The 13,356-nt window shown below is 61.4% G+C and carries 14 protein-coding genes; 7 read left to right on the top strand and 7 right to left on the bottom strand.

What is annotated here, in order from left to right:
- Positions 1-148 precede the first annotated feature (148 nt).
- On the top strand, positions 149-781 hold the full coding sequence (gene yfcF / locus C4J90_RS12470) for a glutathione transferase (RefSeq protein ID WP_124419924.1): 633 nt from the start codon (positions 149-151) through the stop codon (positions 779-781).
- Here the strand turns inward: yfcF and C4J90_RS12475 are convergent.
- Positions 756-1,028 carry a hypothetical protein gene (locus tag C4J90_RS12475; protein ID WP_124362687.1) on the bottom strand — a complete coding sequence of 91 codons (273 nt, stop codon included), beginning with the start codon at positions 1,026-1,028 and terminating at the stop codon, positions 756-758. The two genes, yfcF and C4J90_RS12475, sit on opposite strands and share 26 nt — an antisense overlap.
- A gap of 143 nt (positions 1,029-1,171) precedes the next feature.
- Between C4J90_RS12475 and C4J90_RS12480 the strand changes: the two genes are divergently transcribed.
- Both C4J90_RS12480 and C4J90_RS12485 read left to right on the top strand, forming a co-directional pair.
- Positions 1,172-1,816 (top strand): ATPase, encoded by a 645-nt coding sequence (locus C4J90_RS12480; RefSeq protein WP_124362688.1) that lies wholly within the window; start codon positions 1,172-1,174, stop codon positions 1,814-1,816.
- Positions 1,817-1,860: 44 nt separating this feature from the next.
- Positions 1,861-2,202 (top strand): hypothetical protein, encoded by a 342-nt coding sequence (locus tag C4J90_RS12485; RefSeq protein WP_124404065.1) that lies wholly within the window; start codon positions 1,861-1,863, stop codon positions 2,200-2,202.
- Between the two features lie 129 nt (positions 2,203-2,331).
- Here the strand turns inward: C4J90_RS12485 and C4J90_RS12490 are convergent, their stop codons facing one another.
- Entirely contained in the window at positions 2,332-3,078 is a 747-nt protein-coding gene (locus C4J90_RS12490; protein WP_124419925.1) for a creatininase family protein, read from the bottom strand.
- A 30-nt stretch (positions 3,079-3,108) separates the two neighbouring features.
- Positions 3,109-3,837, bottom strand: coding sequence for a murein L,D-transpeptidase catalytic domain family protein (locus C4J90_RS12495; RefSeq protein WP_124362691.1), 729 nt, complete (start codon positions 3,835-3,837; stop codon positions 3,109-3,111).
- Positions 3,838-3,876: 39 nt separating this feature from the next.
- Between C4J90_RS12495 and C4J90_RS12500 the strand changes: the two genes are divergently transcribed.
- Complete coding sequence (locus C4J90_RS12500) at positions 3,877-5,478, top strand: murein L,D-transpeptidase (protein WP_124419926.1); 1,602 nt, start codon at positions 3,877-3,879, stop codon at positions 5,476-5,478.
- Positions 5,479-5,592: 114 nt separating this feature from the next.
- Here C4J90_RS12500 and C4J90_RS12505 read toward each other — a convergent pair whose 3' ends face one another.
- Positions 5,593-6,984 (bottom strand): HAMP domain-containing sensor histidine kinase, encoded by a 1,392-nt coding sequence (locus C4J90_RS12505; protein WP_124419927.1) that lies wholly within the window; start codon positions 6,982-6,984, stop codon positions 5,593-5,595.
- Positions 6,962-7,645 carry a response regulator transcription factor gene (locus tag C4J90_RS12510; protein ID WP_122539638.1) on the bottom strand — a complete coding sequence of 228 codons (684 nt, stop codon included), beginning with the start codon at positions 7,643-7,645 and terminating at the stop codon, positions 6,962-6,964. The genes C4J90_RS12505 and C4J90_RS12510 overlap by 23 nt, the downstream gene beginning before the upstream one ends.
- 390 nt (positions 7,646-8,035) lie before the next feature.
- Between C4J90_RS12510 and C4J90_RS12515 the strand changes: the two genes are divergently transcribed.
- Positions 8,036-8,941 carry a hypothetical protein gene (locus C4J90_RS12515; protein ID WP_124362694.1) on the top strand — a complete coding sequence of 302 codons (906 nt, stop codon included), beginning with the start codon at positions 8,036-8,038 and terminating at the stop codon, positions 8,939-8,941.
- A gap of 225 nt (positions 8,942-9,166) precedes the next feature.
- On the opposite strand, the gene C4J90_RS12520 is transcribed toward C4J90_RS12515, so the two are convergent.
- Together C4J90_RS12520 and C4J90_RS12525 are read right to left on the bottom strand one after the other, a co-directional pair.
- Positions 9,167-10,075, bottom strand: coding sequence for a MurR/RpiR family transcriptional regulator (locus C4J90_RS12520; protein ID WP_124362695.1), 909 nt, complete (start codon positions 10,073-10,075; stop codon positions 9,167-9,169).
- 82 nt (positions 10,076-10,157) lie between these two features.
- Positions 10,158-10,361, bottom strand: a complete 204-nt coding sequence (locus tag C4J90_RS12525) for a hypothetical protein (protein ID WP_124362696.1) — start codon at positions 10,359-10,361, stop codon at positions 10,158-10,160.
- Here C4J90_RS12525 and iolC point away from each other — a divergent pair.
- Together iolC and iolE are read left to right on the top strand one after the other, a co-directional pair.
- Positions 10,360-12,297: a 5-dehydro-2-deoxygluconokinase gene (gene iolC, locus C4J90_RS12530; protein ID WP_124419928.1), complete on the top strand. Its 1,938-nt coding sequence runs from the start codon at positions 10,360-10,362 to the stop codon at positions 12,295-12,297. The two genes, C4J90_RS12525 and iolC, sit on opposite strands and share 2 nt — an antisense overlap.
- Before the next feature lie 171 nt (positions 12,298-12,468).
- Positions 12,469-13,356, top strand: a complete 888-nt coding sequence (iolE, locus tag C4J90_RS12535) for a myo-inosose-2 dehydratase (RefSeq protein ID WP_124419929.1) — start codon at positions 12,469-12,471, stop codon at positions 13,354-13,356.

Consider the following 13,356-nt stretch of genomic DNA (forward strand, 5'->3'; position numbering starts at 1 on the left):
CGCGTCGCGCAGGTACAGGCTCCGGTGTGCTTAATCAGCTTTTTGTCAGACAGCGCTATTCCTAGCAGGAATGCCCCCATAAAAACCGCGCATTGTCTTTATCGCCGCAGATCTCGTAGCGTTAGGCCTCATTTCAAGGAGATCGTCCATGAGCCACCGTCCGCTGCGCCTCTACGTTGATTCGCTGTTTACCAGCCCTTATGCCCTGTCGGTGTTCGTCGCGCTGCAGGAAAAAGGCCTGGCATTTGAAACCGTGCCGTTGGACCTGGACGCCGGCGAGCACCAGGCTGCGGGTTATGCGCGTTTGTCGCTGACCCAGCGGGTGCCGACGCTGGAGGACGGCGAGTTCTCCCTGTCGGAATCCTCGGCAATCACTGAATACCTGGACGAAGCCTACCCCGAGACGAGCATTTACCCCGTCGACCTGCAGCAGCGGGCGAGGGCGCGGCAGGTGCAAGCGTGGCTGCGCAGTGACTTGCTGCCGATCCGCCAGGAGCGTTCGACGCTGGTGGTGTTCTGCGCGCAGAAAATGCCGCCCTTGTCGCCACCGGCCGGCGCGGCGGCAGACAAGTTGATCAGCGTGGCGCAGGGGTTGCTGGCGGGTAACCCGGATTACCTGTTCGGCAGCTGGTCGATCGTCGACGTGGACCTGGCGCTGATGCTCAATCGCCTGATCCTCAACGGCGACGCGGTGCCTGCCGAGTTGGTGGCGTACGCGCGGCGTCAGTGGCAAAGGCCGTCGGTGCAGGCGTGGGTCAACCAGCCACGCCTTGGGGTGTAGCGCTTTCGTTGATTTGCGCGACGCGCCGGTCCAGGTCTTCCCAGTCCGCCATGCCCAGCACGCGCGTGGTATTCAAGCCGCGCAGGTAGCCACGCAGCTGTTGGGCACTGGAGGCTTGCTCGTCGGCGCCACTGGCCTCGTTCAACAGCACATTTTCATATTCGACCAGGTAATCGGCGACCCGCTCGCGAAACTCCGGCAATACGGCTTCGCGGATGCGGTCGAAGGTTTTCTGGTGAGGCTTCATGGCGTGGTCCTTATAGGTTTTATGGGGCTGGGCTGCCTGACACTATCGGTTCAAATGATAGTCACCATCAAGGATCACAAGTTCTGTTTTTATGGCAAAAGCGCAGAATCCGCTCATCGAAACGCTGCTCAAGGAACTGCGCGATGAGGACAATAATCCAGCTGGCTTTGATGACCCTGATGCTCGGCACTGCGGTGCTGGCCAACCCGGCGATTGCCGATGAGCTGCGTACAGGCCATTTGCTGCCACTCGTTGCTAGCGTAGACTCCCTGCAGCGCGCGCAGTCGGTGGGGGTGTTGTACAGCGAAAACACACGCGACAACCTCAGCTACCTCGAGCGCTACCACGCCATGGCGCTCAATGGCGCCAAGGATGCCCTGGATGCACGCATTCGCGAGGCGTTCGTCAACAGCTCCGATCCGGAACTGGCCATCGACTGGCTGATGCACTCGCTGCAAGGCACATTTGTCTCGGTCACGGTCTATGCCAGCCTGGATGACTTGGTGCAGGCGCATCCGGACGTGGTGGTGGTGCTCGATACCCATAGCCAGCTGCTGACACCGCGTAATGACGTGGTCGAGGCGCGCTTTACCGCGCGGTTCTATGACGCCGACCTGCAATACATCGCCAAGGCCGAAGGCTCGGTGGATAAGCAGGTGCCGTCGGTGTGGGTGCATGACAAGTCAGCACTTGAGATCGCCGCGCAGATCGAGCAGCAGCGAGATGTACAACAAGATGCCTTGAAGCAGTTCGATGCGTCGCTAAAAGCCTTGGTCCGCGCCGGTTGATACGCGGGCCGATGCAAACCTATCTGTTATTTTCAGGAATGTTTATGCGCTCTTTTTTCGCCCCGGCCCTGGCCTTTGCTTCCCTGCTGCTGACCGGTTGTATCACGGCGCCCAATGCCCCCTCGCTGACCCTGCAAACCACCAAGACCCCTGAAGGCTATGTGCAATGCGTATTGCCCAAGCTTGAAAAGCACGGCATCACCTCGACCGTGACCCAGAACTCACGCCACGCCAAGGTGCTGTTGACCAGCAAGGTCGCGGCCGATGATGTGCTGGAAGCCTACAAATCCCAGGACGGCACCAAGGTGTTCCTGTATGAGCGCAAGCCCCTGGCTTCGGCACTCAAGCCGTCGCGGCTCGAGCAGGCGGCGCAGGATTGCCAGTAATCTCAGGATCACACTGACCAAAATGTGGGAGGGGGCTTGCTCCCGATGGCGGTGTGTCAGTCAGCAAAACTGTAGCTGACCCACTGCTATCGGGAGCAAGCCCCCTCCCACATTTTGATGGCGTTCGATTCAGGGCTTTGCTTCGTTGCTGAAGCTGTTCACGGTCTTGACCAGCCCTTGCGCCGCCAACGCCACTAATTCACCGCCTTTCTCCACCGTCGCCAATGCCGGGTCCGAGCCCATGCGCCCGTCGGGGAAGCGGGCGCGGAAGTCCAGTGCTTCGCGGATCGGGCCGGTGTTGGCGATTTTCGGCGAGTAATCGGCTGACTTGATCGAGTCCGGGTAGGCCCATTGCGTCACGGCGATCTCCGACGGTGTCGCGTGGCTGCCATGGCCCACCGGGAACTGGCGCTGCGCCAGGTCGGTGACGCCCTCCAAATCCCACCAGTTGACCAGTTTCAGCGCGAAGCCGGCCGGGCGGCGGGCATAGCTGGCTTCGGCATAGAGCTCGGAAAACGCCGCTTCGATGGTGGCAATATTGCCGCCGTGGCCGTTCAGGAACAGGATCTTGTCGAAACCATGCCCGGCCAGCGAGCGCACCCAGTCGCCGATCGCGGCGATAAAGGTGGACGGGCGCAACGAGATGGTGCCGGGAAAGCCCAGATGGTGCTGGGCCATGCCGATATTGAAGGTGGGGCCGACCAGGATGTCGGCGTTCTTCTGCGCCTCGACGGCGATGATTTCCGGGCACATCCAGTCGGTACCCAGCAGGCCGGTGGGGCCGTGTTGTTCGTTGGAGCCGATGGGAATCACCACCGTGCGGCTGCGCTCCAGAAACTGCCCGATCTCGATCCAGGTGGATTTATGTAGAAGCATGCGACGCTCTCTTTTATCTGTGGGGACAGGCTATCCGCCACGGATTGTACGACTACTCGCCACCTGTTGGGGTTTGCAATTGAGATAGGTCGAAGACTTCAACCAGCGTTGGTCGGGGTACCAGGAGAACATGAACTGCCCGTCCTTGAGCTTGTCCACCACTTGGCGCGCGACTTGCGGGCGCACCGCCGGGCAGCCCTGGCTGCGGCCGATACGGCCTTCGCGCTTGCTCCACAACGGGCTGACGTAGTCGGCGGCATGAATCACAATGGCGCGGTCGCGGGCCAGGTCATTGAAACCGGGCTCCAGACCGTCCATGCGCAGCGAGTAGCCGTGGGTGCCGAGGTAACTTTCCTGGGTGCGGAACAGGCCCAGGCTGGACTGGTGGCTGCCTTCGAGATTGGAGAACGCGGTGGCGAAGTTTTCACCGGATTTGGCACCGTGGGCCACCAGGTCGCGCAGGACCAAAGTCTTTTTGCGCAGGTCGAAGATCCACAGCCGACGGGCGGTCGAGGGCTGGGAGTAGTCAATCACCGCCAGGCGATCAGAACGTTCCTCGCCATTACTGACCGCGCACTGCACCGCGTTCAAGGCGCTTTTGAGCACGATGGGATTGAGTTCTGGAGCCGAGCGCGCCAGGCTGCTATACAAAGAAGGAGGGGGGCCATTGGCGGCCAGCGCAACATTGCTCAGTAACGCCAGGCTCCCGGTGATCAAGCCCAGCTTGGTGATGCCGAGCCGGCGGATAAAAGTCAGCATCTACAGTCGATTCTCCCGCTGTGGAGTGGAGCTAAGCAATTGTTCAAAAAACACGCATGTTACTTGAGCATTTGCCTGCTCGTTACACCACTGGTCGCCACAGCCGAAACGCTGCCGCTGGAACCATTGCCGGTCACGACGCCTGCACCGGTTGACCTGGCGCCGCTGCAACAAGCCTTGGCGCAATTGGCCAGTGTCTGCCCGCAGCTCGCACCGCGTATCGACGCCACCGCACAATTGCGTCTGCAAGCCTTTTACCAGCAGCAGGGCGACACGCCGCTGTGGTCCGACGACGCGCGCCGGCAAGCCTTGCACAGCCAACTGCTGATGCTGGCCGACGATGGCCTGGACCCCACCCACTATAGCTTGCCCACCGCAGATGCCACGGCCAATGTGCTGTGCAGCGATATCGCAGTCAGCCAGCAGTACCTGCAAGCCCTGCAGGACTTGCATTACGGGCGCCTGCAGCAGTCGCGCTTCGAACCGCTGTGGCACGCCCAGCCGCCGGCCGTCGATCCAAACACCGCGTTGCTTGCCTTCGCCGCCACCGGCCTGCGGGACATGGCCCAGGCGTTCGACCAGGCGCGGCCCAGCGCGGATTTGTATCGCAGCCTGCGTAACGCTTATTCCAGCGTGCGCCAGCAGCCGTTGCCGCATTGGGAGGCGGTCGGCGACGGGCCGCTGTTGCGCCCCGGCATGGAAGACCCACGGGTGCCGGAACTGGCGCGTCGGCTCTACAGCGGCGGTTACCTGACCCAGGAACCCAAGGGCAGCGCCAAGCAGTACCGCGTCGAGTTGGTCGCTGCGGTCAAGGCCTTCCAGCTCAGCCATTCCTTGCAGTCCGACGGGGTGATCGGCGCCGGCACCGTGGCTGAACTGAATATCAGCCCGGCGATGCGCCGCGACCAGTTGCGCATCAACCTCGAGCGGTTCCGCTGGCTGGCCCAGGACCTGGAGCCCGAAGGCGTGGTGGTCAACGTCGCAGCCGCGCAATTGAGCGTGTACCAGAGCGGTATTCCAGTGTGGCAAACCCGCCTGCAAGTGGGCCGCGCCGAGCGCCAGACGCCGTTGCTCAAGTCGCGTATCACGCGGTTGACCCTCAACCCCACGTGGACCATTCCACCCACCATCATGCGCGAGGACAAGCTGCCGGCCATCCGCCTCAACCCGGAATATCTGCGCCAGCAGAACCTGCAAGTGCTCGACGCCGAAGGGCACCCGCTGGCACCCGAGCAGATCGACTGGGCTCACCCTGGCAATATTCTGCTGCGCCAGGAGGCAGGGCCGCGTAACCCGTTGGGCAAGATCGTGATGCGCTTTCCCAACCCGTATTCGGTGTACCTGCACGACACGCCGAGCCAGCCGCTGTTTACCAAGGGGCCACGGGCGTTCAGTTCGGGGTGCGTGCGCGTTGAGCAACCGTTGTTATTGCGCGACCTGCTGGTCAGCCCGGCCGAGCGTACGCGCACCGACGAGTTGCTGGCCACCGGCGTGACCCATGAATTCAGGCTGGCCACGCCGGTACCGGTGCTGCTGGGCTATTGGACGGTGGAAGTGGATCGCCAGGGCAGCCTGGTGTACGCGCCGGATATCTACGCGCGCGACCCGGTGTTGATCAAGGCGATGGGGGCTGTGCTGTAGTGTGGGAGGGGGCTTGCTCCCGATTGCGGTATGTCAGTCAGTTTATCTGTAGCTGACACACCCTCATCGGGAGCAAGCCCCCTCCCACATTTGGATCTGTGTTCATTCAGTTAATTATTCCGGCATCAGTTGCTGGCGGCATTCCAGCACAAGCCGTGCGCCGCCCAGTTCGCTGGTGCCGACTTCCAGCTTGAAGCCGTGCAGGTTGATGATCGCCGCGACAATCGACAAGCCCAGGCCAAAGCCGCCTTGTTGATCACTTTCATCGACCCGGTAAAAGCGCTGGAACACCGAAGCGCGTTCGGCGGCCGGAATGCCCGGCCCGGAGTCGAGGACGTCGATCCGCGTGCTGCCCAGGTCATTGACTGCACGCAGGATTACCTTGCCTTGGGGCGGGGTGAATTTGATCGAATTGCTCAGCAGGTTGGCCAGGGCCTCGAACAACAGGGCGCGGTCGCCGGTAATCCAGGGCAGTGAATCCGGGGTCTGCAGCACCAGTTCCAACTCACCTTCTTCTGCCAGGGGCAGGTAGAAGTCGTGCAGTTCGCGTAACAGCGGCAGTGGGTCCATCAGCAAAAAGCCTGAACGACGCTGGTGGTCTTCCAGTTCGGAAATGCGCAGTAATCCGCGAAAACGTGCCATCAGCGTGTCGGTTTCGGCAATCGCGTCATCGAGTTTCACCGCATGGGCCGAGTCTTCCTCGGCTTGCTGCTTGATGCGGTACAGCTGCGCGCGCAGGCGCGTCAGCGGGGTGCGCAAATCGTGGGCGATGTTGTCGCACACGCCCTTGACCTCGTTCATCAGCTTTTCGATGCGGTCGAGCATGGCGTTGACGATGGCCGCGAGCATGTCCAGCTCGTCGCGCCGGTCGGAGAGCGGCAGGCGGTGCGTCAAGTCGCCGGCGACGATGGCTTCGGCGCTCGCCTGGATCCCGCGAATGCGGCGCAGCGGACGCCGGCGCAGCAGGTGCCAGCCGGCGGCGCCAGGGATGATGGTCAATGACACGGCCCACAGCAGGGCATGCCAGATAATCCGGGTCACCCCGAACAACGAACCGTTGGCGCGCACCAGCACCAGCCAACGGCCGTCTTCGGTGTGGGTGGCGACGGCGTCGCAGCTGTCCTTGGGCAGTTTCGGGTCATCGGAGTCGACGCAGTTGGCCAGGGCGTGGATCTTGCCATCCAGGGGCAGGTCGGGCGGTACTGCGTGGATCGGCCCGCTCAAGGGACGAAACTGCTCGTCGAACAGGCCATAGGCATCCACGCCCTTCATGTCGAAAGTCATGCTGGTGGTCAGTGCGTCTACCAGTTCTTCCCCGTCGAAATGCTGGAACAAATGCTGGCGCTGCATCAGCGAATGGCGCGACAGGTCACTGAGATACCCCGACACCTCGTAATACAGCACCCCCATGAGGATGCAGCTCCACGCCACGAACAGCGAACTGTACAGCGCCAGCAGGCGGCTGCTGGAAGAGCGCCAGCCCTTAGAGGGGTTCAGCAATGACATAGCCCGAGCCTCGTACCGTGCGGATCAGCGGCGGCAGGCCCGGTGGGTCGATTTTTTTGCGCAGGCGACCGATATGCACATCGATCAGGTTGGTGCCGGGGTCGAAGTGATAACCCCAGACTTCCTCGAAGATCATCATCCGCGACAGGATCTGCCCGGTGTTGCGCATCAGAAATTCCAGCAACTTGTACTCGGTGGGCAGCAGGCTCAGCGGCTGCTCGGCGCGGCTGGCTTCGCGGCTGATCAGGTTCAATTCGAGGTCGGCCACGCGCAGCGCGGTTTCGAATTCCTTGACCGTGCTTTTACGCCGCAGCAGTACCTCGACGCGGGCGGCCATTTCATCGGACGCAAAGGGCTTGGTCAGGTAGTCATCGCCGCCGGCGCGCAGGCCGCGCACGCGTTCGTCGACATCGGAGAGGGCGCTGATCATCAGGATCGGCGTCGACACCCCGATGGTGCGCAGGGTGGTGACGATGGCCAGGCCATCCAGTTCGGGCAGCATGCGGTCGAGGGTGATCAGATCGTAATCACCACTCACAGCACGGACCAAGCCTTCGCGGCCATTGTCCACCCAGTCTACGTCCAGTCCATGGCTACTCAGCTCGGCGACGATCTCGCGGGCCGTTACGGCGTCATCCTCGATGGTCAAAATGCGGGTCATAGGATTACCTGGTGAGCGTTCACACTAGAAGTGCGGACATTTTGCCAAGAAGTTGCTGAATGTTTCCTAAATAAAACTTCATCTACGCGAAACCGGTACTTCCAAGCCTTGCCCAATTCAGTGTGGGAGGGGGCTTGCTCCCGATAGCGGTGGGTCATTTTGTCAATGCTTAACTGATACACCGCTATCGGGAGCAAGCCCCCTCCCACAGGGAATGCATAACGCCCGCTCTCTATAAGCAATTCTTGCAACTTGCATGACTTTAGGAAGTTCAATTTAGTTAACTTGCTGAAATATAAGGATTTTATTTTTTGTTTACGCTGGCACGCTGCCTGCACTGTCCTTTTTGAGACTTGTAACACTATTTTTCATGCCTGGAGCAAAACAACAATGATCACATCCTCATCCACGCTGCAAGAGTCGAGCGCGCTCTCCGGGGTTTCCTGGGGGGCGATTTTTGCTGGTGCCGCTGCGGCGGCTGCGCTGTCCCTGATCCTGGTGCTGCTGGGCTTCGGCCTGGGCTTTTCGGCGGTATCGCCGTGGGCCGACAGCGGCATGAGTGCCAAGGGGCTTGGCATTTCCACGATTGTCTGGCTGGCTTTCACCCAAATCGTCGCGTCGGGCCTGGGCGGCTACATTGCTGGCCGGTTGCGCGTGAAGTGGGCCAACATGCATGGCGATGAAGTGTACTTTCGCGACACCGCCCACGGGTTCCTGGCCTGGGCAGTGGCGACGCTGATCACGGCGATGCTGGTGGTCGGTTCGGTCAGCAGTGTGGTCAGCGGCGGCGTGAAAGCCGGTGCCAGCGTGGCCTCGGGTGCCGCCAGCAGCATGACTCAAGCCGCCGGCAACGCAGCAAAAGGCGCACACAGCGGTGATTTTGGCTACTACGTCGACAGCCTGTTCCGCGACGATCGCCCTGCAGCTGTCAGCGATGACGCCGCCCATGCCGTGGTCGGTCGCATCTTCGCCCGCACCCTGAGCAATGATGGCCAACTGGCGCCGGAAGACCGTACCTACCTGGCCCAGTTGATCAGCCAGCGCACCAACCTCAGCCAGGCCGATGCCGAAGCGCGTATCGACAAGGTGTATGGCGATGCCCGCAAAGCCATCGAAGATGCCAAGGTCAAAGCCAAGCAAGCCGCTGACACGGCCGCCAAAGTGGCTGCCTACACGTCGCTGTGGACCTTCGTCGCCCTGCTGATCGGCGCGTTCTTCGCCAGCTTCGCCGCCACCTTCGGCGGTCGCCGCCGCGATGCTGTGGTGTACGTCGAAACCGAAACCTACGTTCGTTAATTCAAGGAGAACATGATGCGCTCATTACTGCTGTGGTTCCTCGGCATTCCAATTCCGTTGATCATCCTGATCGCAATCTTCATGCACTAAACCCGAGCATTACTTGGTCCCATGTGGGAGGGGGCTTGCTCCCGATGGCGGTGGAACAGTCGATGCTGCAAGCGACTGACACACCTCCATCGGGAGCAAGCCCCCTCCCACATTTGGTTTGCGGTGAGCCCCGCTTCAGTCGTCGAACCCGACCTGCTCGTGAATCTCATCCACCTTCAGTTCCAAGCGATACGCCACCGCAATGAACAATGCCTGGCACAGGCACAACGTCGCGCTCAAAGAGCGGAAGGCGAACGATGAACCTTCATTGACCAACAACACTGCATTTGCCCGCTTGGCCAGGGGCGACAGGTTGCTGTCGGTGATGATCAGCGTTTTGGCCTGGTGATGCTGGGCGATGCGCAGGCAGTGCTGGGTCTCTTTGCCGTAGGGCGTGAAGCTGATGGCGATCACCAGGTCATTGGCGCGCACGCTGCGCATCTGTTCGCGGTAGCTGCCGCCCAGGCCCGAGATCAGGTGGATGCGCTTGTTGGTGTGCTGCAGGTTGTAAACCAGGTAGTCGGCCACCGCGAATGAGCGGCGCACACCGACCACGTAGATATTGTCGGCATTCACCACCAGGTCCACGGCCTTGTCGAAGGCCACGTCGTCGAGCTCCATCCCCAGGCGTTCGATGCCGGACAGCGTCGCGTTGACGCACTCACGCGCCAGGTCGCCGCCGCTGGCCTTCTGCGACTTGTTGGCGATCATGCTGCGGATGCGTTGCTGGTAGTTCTGCACCGGTGTGGTCTTGTGGGTGTACGCCTCGCGAAACAGCGCCTGCATCTCACTGAACCCGCTGAAACCAAACCGCTGGGAGAAGCGCACGATGGCCGAGGGATGCACCTCGCATTCACGGGCGATGTCGCTGATGCGGTCGACCATGATCCGGTCGCTCTGCTGGCTCATGTAGCTGGCGATGCGCTTGAGTTGGCGCGGCAGGCTTTCGTATTCGTCGGTGATCAGCTGCAACAGGCGTTCGGCATTGATCGGAGGGCTGGCGATCGTATCTTCCAGGTGGGTCTCGGGATCGGTGCGGGACATGGGCAATCCTTCTGGCGTGTTCGTCTGGTGCGCTGATGGGTGGCGCAAGTCTACAGGGTAGGCGCAAAAAAATACCTCGGCATCACGGCCCGCCTGGGCTGCTGAAACGATGCACGACGGCTGCCGCAGCATTATGCTGGCTTATTGGAAAAAATATTCCACTAAAAATAATTATGGAATAAATATTGATTGCGGCCGCCGGACGTTCTAGTCTGCTCCCACCAAGAGCGTTTGCCGTCGCCACGGCGGCACAACGCAGGCTGATAAAAATAACAGGAGCCAGCATGGGCCAGACTCGTTTTGCCAGTGGGCGTCAATTGGATCTGATTTGCCTCGGACGCCTGGGCGTCGACCTCTATGCGCAGCAAGTGGGGGCGCGGCTTGAGGACGTGTCCAGCTTCGCCAAATACCTCGGCGGTTCCTCCGCCAATATCGCCTTCGGCACGGCACGGCTGGGGCTCAAGTCGGCCATGCTCAGCCGCGTGGGCGACGACCACATGGGCCGCTTCCTCCTGGAATCCCTGGCCCGTGAAGGCTGCGACGTCAGCGCTGTCAAGGTCGACCCGGAACGCCTCACTGCCCTGGTGCTGCTCGGCCTCAAGGACCGTGAAACCTTCCCCTTGGTGTTCTACCGCGAAAACTGCGCCGACATGGCCCTGCGCGCCGAAGACATCAGCGAAGCCTTCATTGCCTCCAGCAAGGCGCTGCTGATCACCGGCACGCATTTCTCTACCGATGGCGTGTACAAGGCCAGCATCCAGGCGCTGGACTACGCGGCCCGGCACAACGTCAAGCGCGTGCTCGACATCGATTACCGCCCGGTATTGTGGGGCTTGGCCGGCAAGGCCGATGGCGAGACCCGTTTCGTCGCCGACCAGCAGGTCAGCGAGCATGTACAGAAGATCCTGCCGCGCTTCGACCTGATCGTCGGCACGGAAGAAGAGTTTCTGATCGCCGGCGGCAGTCAAGACCTGCTCGCCGCACTGCGCAAAGTGCGTGAACTGACGTCCGCGACCCTGGTGGTCAAGCTCGGCCCACAGGGCTGCACGGTGATCCATGGCGCTATCCCAGGGCGCCTGGAAGACGGGGCGATCTACCCCGGCGTGCGCGTGGAAGTGCTCAATGTGTTGGGCGCCGGCGATGCGTTTATGTCGGGCTTCCTCAGTGGCTGGCTCAACGACGCAACCGATGAGCGTTGCAGCCAGTTGGCCAATGCCTGCGGCGGCCTGGTGGTGTCGCGCCACGCCTGCGCGCCGGCCATGCCCACACCTGTCGAGTTGGAATACCTGTTCAACAGCCCGGTGCCGATTACCCGGCCGGACCAGGACGCGACCCTGCAACGCCTGCATCGTGTCAGTGTGCCGCGCAAAACCTGGAAGCAACTGTTCGTGTTCGCCTTCGACCACCGCTGGCAGCTGGTGGATCTGGCTCAACGCGGCGGCCAGGATCTGGCGCGCATCAGTGATGCCAAGCAACTGTTTATTCAGGCCATCGAACGCGTCGAGAAAAAACTGGCTGATCAGGGCATTGAAGCCGACGTCGGCCTGCTCGCCGACCAGCGCTTCGGCCAGGACGCGCTCAACGCGGCCAGCGGCCGGGGCTGGTGGATCGCCCGCCCGGTGGAAGTCCAGAACTCGCGGCCCTTGGCGTTCGAACATGGCCGCTCCATCGGCAGCAACCTGATCGCCTGGCCTCAGGAACAGATCATCAAGTGCCTGGTGCAATTTCATCCCGATGACGCGCCGCTGCTGCGCCTGGAACAGGAAGCGCAGCTCAAGGCGGTGTACGAGGCGTCGATTGTCAGCGGGCATGAACTGCTGCTGGAGGTCATCCCGCCCAAGGATCACCCCTCGACCTATCCCGACGTGCTCTACCGCAGCCTCAAGCGCCTGTACAACCTGGGCATCTACCCGGCGTGGTGGAAGATCGAGGCGCAATCGGCCGAGGACTGGAAAAAGCTCGACGAACTGATCGAAGAACGTGACCCGTACTGCCGGGGTGTGGTGCTGTTGGGCCTGAACGCCTCGGCCGAATGCCTCGCCGACGGCTTCCGGCAAGCCAGCCGCAGCACGACCTGCCGAGGGTTTGCCGTGGGCCGCACGATCTTCCAGGAACCGAGCCGCGCGTGGATGGCGGGGGAGATCGATGATGAAGTCCTGATTCAGCAGGTACAGGCTACCTTCGAACAGCTCATCAACGCTTGGCGCAGCGCCCGAACCTGATCACAGTTCCAAATATGCAATGCAATTCCAATGTGGGAGGGGGCTTGCTCCCGATAGCGATAGTTCAGTTACAGGAGTGTTGCCTGACACACCGCTATCGGGAGCAAGCCCCCTCCCACATAAAGCAGAAGCAGATCTCAGTGATACCTGAAAACAATAAAAGGTGCAGCCATGCCCGCAATCCGAATTGGCATCAACCCGATCTCCTGGAGCAACGACGACCTGCCGGCCCTCGGCGGTGAAACGCCGCTGAGCACCGCCTTGAGCGAAGGCAAGGACATCGGCTACGAAGGTTTTGAACTCAACGGCAAATTTCCCAAGGACGCCAAAGGGGTCGGCGACGTACTGCGTCCCTACGACCTGGCGCTGGTGTCCGGCTGGTATTCCAGCCGCCTGGCGCGGCGTTCGGTGGCTGAAGAAATCGAGGCCATCGCCGGCCACGTCGAGTTGCTCAAACAGAACGGCGCGAGCGTATTGGTGTATGGCGAAGTGGCCGATTCGATCCAGGGCTCGCGCATCCGTTTGATCGAACGCCCGCGTTTTCACAGTGAACAGGCGTGGCAGGCCTACGCCGACAAACTCACAGAACTGGCGCGGTTCACCCTGTCCCAGGGCGTGCGCCTGGCTTACCACCACCATATGGGCGCCTATGTCGAATCGCCCGAGGATATCGATCAGTTGATGGCACGCACCGGCCCGGAAGTCGGCCTGCTGTTCGATTCGGGCCACTGTTACATGGGCGGCGGCGAACCCCTTGAGGTGCTGCGCAAACACATCGCGCGCATCTGCCATGTGCATTTCAAGGACGTGCGCAAACCCTTGGTGCAACTGGCGCGCAACCAGATGTGGAGCTTTCCCGACTGCATCGTCAACGGCACCTTCACCGTACCCGGCGATGGCGATATCGACTTTGCCGAATTGCTCGATGTGCTGTTGGCCGCCAACTACGCGGGCTGGCTGGTGGTCGAGGCCGAGCAGGACCCGGCCGTGGCGCCCAGCTACATCTATGCAAAAAAGGGCTATGACACCTTGCGTGCGCTGCTCAACGAGAGGACTTAA

The sequence above is a fragment of the Pseudomonas sp. R2-60-08W genome (assembly GCF_003852335.1).
GTDB lineage: Bacteria > Pseudomonadota > Gammaproteobacteria > Pseudomonadales > Pseudomonadaceae > Aquipseudomonas.

Excerpts from the sequence above, each read along its gene's own strand:
- yfcF (WP_124419924.1), top strand. The coding sequence starts at position 149 with ATGAGCCACCGTCCGCTGCGCCTCTACGTTGATTCGCTGTTTACCAGC.
- C4J90_RS12475 (WP_124362687.1), bottom strand. The coding sequence starts at position 1,028 with ATGAAGCCTCACCAGAAAACCTTCGACCGCATCCGCGAAGCCGTATTG.
- C4J90_RS12480 (WP_124362688.1), top strand. The coding sequence starts at position 1,172 with ATGAGGACAATAATCCAGCTGGCTTTGATGACCCTGATGCTCGGCACT.
- C4J90_RS12485 (WP_124404065.1), top strand. The coding sequence starts at position 1,861 with ATGCGCTCTTTTTTCGCCCCGGCCCTGGCCTTTGCTTCCCTGCTGCTG.
- C4J90_RS12490 (WP_124419925.1), bottom strand. The coding sequence starts at position 3,078 with ATGCTTCTACATAAATCCACCTGGATCGAGATCGGGCAGTTTCTGGAG.
- C4J90_RS12495 (WP_124362691.1), bottom strand. The coding sequence starts at position 3,837 with ATGCTGACTTTTATCCGCCGGCTCGGCATCACCAAGCTGGGCTTGATC.
- C4J90_RS12505 (WP_124419927.1), bottom strand. The coding sequence starts at position 6,984 with ATGTCATTGCTGAACCCCTCTAAGGGCTGGCGCTCTTCCAGCAGCCGC.
- C4J90_RS12510 (WP_122539638.1), bottom strand. The coding sequence starts at position 7,645 with ATGACCCGCATTTTGACCATCGAGGATGACGCCGTAACGGCCCGCGAG.
- C4J90_RS12515 (WP_124362694.1), top strand. The coding sequence starts at position 8,036 with ATGATCACATCCTCATCCACGCTGCAAGAGTCGAGCGCGCTCTCCGGG.
- C4J90_RS12520 (WP_124362695.1), bottom strand. The coding sequence starts at position 10,075 with ATGTCCCGCACCGATCCCGAGACCCACCTGGAAGATACGATCGCCAGC.
- iolC (WP_124419928.1), top strand. The coding sequence starts at position 10,360 with ATGGGCCAGACTCGTTTTGCCAGTGGGCGTCAATTGGATCTGATTTGC.
- C4J90_RS12525 (WP_124362696.1), bottom strand. The coding sequence starts at position 10,361 with ATGCTGGCTCCTGTTATTTTTATCAGCCTGCGTTGTGCCGCCGTGGCG.
- iolE (WP_124419929.1), top strand. The coding sequence starts at position 12,469 with ATGCCCGCAATCCGAATTGGCATCAACCCGATCTCCTGGAGCAACGAC.